We start from the raw sequence: 3,387 nt of genomic DNA, 5'->3' as shown, positions 1-3,387 counted from the left end.
GTTTCGATAGTGCGGCCGAACGGATCGATGTCCGCCGGCGCCAGACGGGCGAAGTGGGCCGTCGCGTGGGCCGCGTCGTAGGCGCGTAGCAGTTCGGTCAGCGCCAGGCGCATGTCCAGGAAGGTGCCATCGACGTCGAACAACACCAACAGGCGTTGCTGGGGGAATCGGCGTCGGGTGGTGTCGTGATGGTGCAGCAGGGCGCGGGTCCAGTCACGCATGGTTGTTTCCTCTGTCTGTGGCCTTGCGCGGGATGCTAGACAGCGGCGGTTAAACTTTGGTTAATCCTGGTTTTCTTTTCCCGACAGGCCGCCGCCCCGATGACACGACTGGTCCTTGCTTCCACCTCCCCGCGCCGGCGCGAACTGCTGGCGCAGCTTGGCGTGGTATTCGACGTGTTGCCGGTGGCAGTCGATGAGCAGCCGTTGGCGTCAGAGCAGGCTGCCGATCACGTATGCCGGCTGGCGTTGGCCAAGGCCCGTGCCGGCGCCGCCCAGGCCGGTGCCGATGTGTGCGTGCTGGGCGCCGACACGGTGGTGGTGGTCGACGGTGAGATCTTTGGCAAGCCGGTGGACGCGGACGGCGCGGCGGCCATGCTGCGCCGTCTTTCAGGGCGCACGCATCAAGTGCTCAGCGCCGTCGCGCGGGTGCATCGCGGCGGCCATCAGGTGCGCTTGAGCGAGAGCACGGTGACGTTCCGGGCCCTGTCGGCGGCCGAGATCACCGGTTATTGCGCCACCGGGGAACCGCTGGACAAGGCGGGGTCCTACGCCATTCAGGGGCGCGCGGCCGCCTTCGTGCGGCATCTTGAGGGCAGTTACTCGGGCGTGGTCGGGTTGCCGCTGTTCGAAACGGCGGAGTTGCTGGCAGGCGTCGCCTGACCAGGACGCGCCCGCCGGCGCCCGTCAGGCACCGGCGGGCGTGGGCTCACATCTGGGCGCCCGTAGGAGTCAGCACGATCTCCACCCGGCGGTTCTGTCGACGCCCGTCGGGGGTGTCGTTGCTGGCCACCGGCTGCGTCTCGCCATAGCCGATGGTGGTCAGGCGGGCGGGTGCCACGCCCCGGCTGATCAGGTAGTTGGCTACCGCCTGCGCGCGCCGTTCGGACAGTTGCTGGTTGTAGCTGGCCGAACCGGTGCTGTCGGTGTGTCCGGCCACCTGGACGCGGGTGTCCTGATATTCGGTGATGGTGGCCGCCACCTGGTTCAGGGTGTCCTCGAAGGCCACGGACACCTGGGCGCTGTCGGTGGCAAACGTGACGTGACCGGGCATGTTCAGGACGACGTTGTCGCCCTGACGCGAAACCTCGACGCCGCTGCCGGCGGTCTGCTGGCGAAGTTTCTCCTCCTGGTTCTGCATGTACTTGCCGACGCCGGCGCCGATGGCGGCACCCGCGGCGGCGCCGATGGCGGCGCGCTTGCCGCGATCCCCACCGCTGACGCCGCCGAGCACGGCCCCGGCGGCGGCACCGATGGCGGCACCCTGGCCGGTCTTCGTCATCTCGCGCTGACCGGTTTCGGGGTTGGTGGCGCAGCCCGCCGTGAGCAGCGCGGCGAGGCCGATGGCACAGGTTGCACGGAACGGTGTTTTTGTCATTGGTGAGATCCTTTGCAGGTATGAAGATGGGCTGCCGGCGGCACCCGGGGGTTTCCGGGCGCCTGCCTGGCGCGCATGAGCGGTCCGGTTGCCCGGGTCGGGCGCCGTCCATAACGGGTTGGACGGGGGGATTGCGATTTAGTTGCGTGGCCGGCGTTCGGTGAATCGATTTTTAAAGAGTCACTACACGCCTGCCTGACGACGAGCAGCACGCTCGTCGGCCCGTCGCTCGCGTCGGGCGCCGGCCACGTGCCCCAGCAGCAGGGCCGGCAGGGCGAGTCCCATCAGCCAGTGGCTGACGGACAGCCACTGACGCAGGGTTTCGTCTGCGGCGTAGTACAGGCCCCAGCCGCCGAGTGCCAGCAGGGCGCAGGCGATCAGTACGAGAAGGCCGCTGGTACGCCGCTGACGCGGCCGCCATGCCGGCCATACATGGCGCGCCAGCAGTGCGCCGAGTCCGGTCAGGGTGGGCACAGCCAGCAGGCCGTGCAGGCGCATGAGCCAGATTTCGGCAGGGTGATGCTGTGGGCCGAATGCGCCCTCGACGCGAACCCAGGTGTGCAGCACGAGCCAGGCGATACCCGTCAACAGCAGCAACAGGCACGCGACATAGACCGAGCGCCGCGCCAGTGTGCCCAGGCGCGGTGTGGTGAGGACGTAGCGCGGACCGGCTTTCATGCGGCAGGCAGGTGCAGTGCCTGCGCGCGCAGGCGATGCAGTGCTGTGCGGGCCGTGGACGGGTCGAGCGCGGCGGGCTTGGTCAACGCATCGGCATACAGGCAGCGATCGGCCAGCACGGTCACGCTGTCGCCGCTGCCGAGCGCCCGACCGCTGAGCGGATCGACGAGCGGCGAGCACCAGCCACGGCCGCGGCGCCGGCGCGTGTCGAGCACGCAGCTGCTGGCCACGGCGCCTGCCAGACGTGGCGGCAGCAGGTGCAGGCGGCCGGGATCGCCCGGGTCGCGGATGGCGATCTGCCGTGCCGTGGGGCCGTAGAAGCGAAGGTCGCCTCCGGCATTCACGCAGGCCTGCGGCACGCCGGCACGGCGCAGCGTGGCGATGGCCAGATCGACTGCGTAGCCCTTGGCGATACCGCCGAGGTCGATCAGCAGCGGTTTGCGGAAATGCACGGTACGTCGCTCGCCGAGATGAACGTCGTACCAGCGGCCGCCCCGTTCGACGGTACCGCGCTTCGGCAAGTAGCCCCAGTGCACGAGGGTGGGGGCGACGGTGACGTCAAAGCGGCCGTCGGTCAGCGCACTGACGCGGCCGGTGGCCCGCAGCACCTGCCACAGGTGACCGCTGACGGTCGTCGGTGTGGTGGCTGCCTGGCGGTTCAGGCGCGACAGTTCACTGTCCGGATCGTGAAAGCTCATCAGCGCGTGCACGCGCGCGACGGCCCGCAGCGCGCGCGCCACGGCGTGCTCGAGCGCCACTCTGGGCAGGCCGGCGGCCTCGACGCCGACCAGCGTGCCCAGCCAGGGCTGGGCCCGGCGCACCACACCGGTGCTGTCCGCTGCCAGGCCCAGCGGCGCGTTCATGGCTGGCTCGCCAGCACGGCGCGGTGGGTGGCCAGCAGGCGGCGCACGCCGTCGGTGAGGTGACGGCACGACAGGGTGGCGCCGCTGATGTTCTGGATGTCGCGCCCCAGTTTCACCGCGTCGTCCGCGTCCTTGCCGAGAAACTGCGCCCGCCATCGCGGCTGGCGCACCTGGTAGCCATGGGTCTCGCGGTACTCGAGGATTTCCACACCCGCGACCGTGCCTTCCGACGTGATGGCGAGCGCGTAGG

The 3,387-nt window shown here is 69.8% G+C and carries 6 protein-coding genes; 1 reads left to right on the top strand and 5 read right to left on the bottom strand.

The genetic code is table 11. The features are described from left to right. The coding region (locus ABYX71_RS11270) for a hypothetical protein (RefSeq protein ID WP_372696593.1) at positions 1–221 on the bottom strand (221 nt) is incomplete at its 3' end. A 99-nt stretch (positions 222–320) separates the two neighbouring features. On the opposite strand from ABYX71_RS11270, the gene ABYX71_RS11265 reads away from it, so the two are divergent. Then, complete coding sequence (locus ABYX71_RS11265) at positions 321–881, top strand: nucleoside triphosphate pyrophosphatase (RefSeq protein WP_372696592.1); 561 nt, start codon at positions 321–323, stop codon at positions 879–881. Between the two features lie 46 nt (positions 882–927). Here ABYX71_RS11265 and ABYX71_RS11260 read toward each other — a convergent pair whose 3' ends face one another. From ABYX71_RS11260 to ABYX71_RS11245, 4 genes are all read right to left on the bottom strand, one after another. Continuing rightward, positions 928–1,596 (bottom strand): OmpA family protein, encoded by a 669-nt coding sequence (locus ABYX71_RS11260; protein ID WP_372696591.1) that lies wholly within the window; start codon positions 1,594–1,596, stop codon positions 928–930. A 183-nt stretch (positions 1,597–1,779) separates the two neighbouring features. Next, complete coding sequence (locus ABYX71_RS11255; RefSeq protein WP_372696590.1) at positions 1,780–2,274, bottom strand: hypothetical protein; 495 nt, start codon at positions 2,272–2,274, stop codon at positions 1,780–1,782. Beyond that, positions 2,271–3,137 (bottom strand): FAD:protein FMN transferase, encoded by an 867-nt coding sequence (locus ABYX71_RS11250; RefSeq protein ID WP_372696589.1) that lies wholly within the window; start codon positions 3,135–3,137, stop codon positions 2,271–2,273. The genes ABYX71_RS11255 and ABYX71_RS11250 overlap by 4 nt, the downstream gene beginning before the upstream one ends. Continuing rightward, positions 3,134–3,387: FMN-binding protein (locus ABYX71_RS11245; RefSeq protein WP_372696588.1), on the bottom strand; the 254-nt coding region annotated here is incomplete at its 5' end. The genes ABYX71_RS11245 and ABYX71_RS11250, both read right to left, overlap by 4 nt.

The sequence above is a fragment of the Immundisolibacter sp. genome, assembly GCF_041625615.1.
Classification (GTDB): Bacteria; Pseudomonadota; Gammaproteobacteria; order Immundisolibacterales; family Immundisolibacteraceae; genus Immundisolibacter.
The sequence above is the reverse complement of the archived record's forward strand: the minus strand, read 5'-3'. Positions and strand labels throughout refer to the sequence as shown.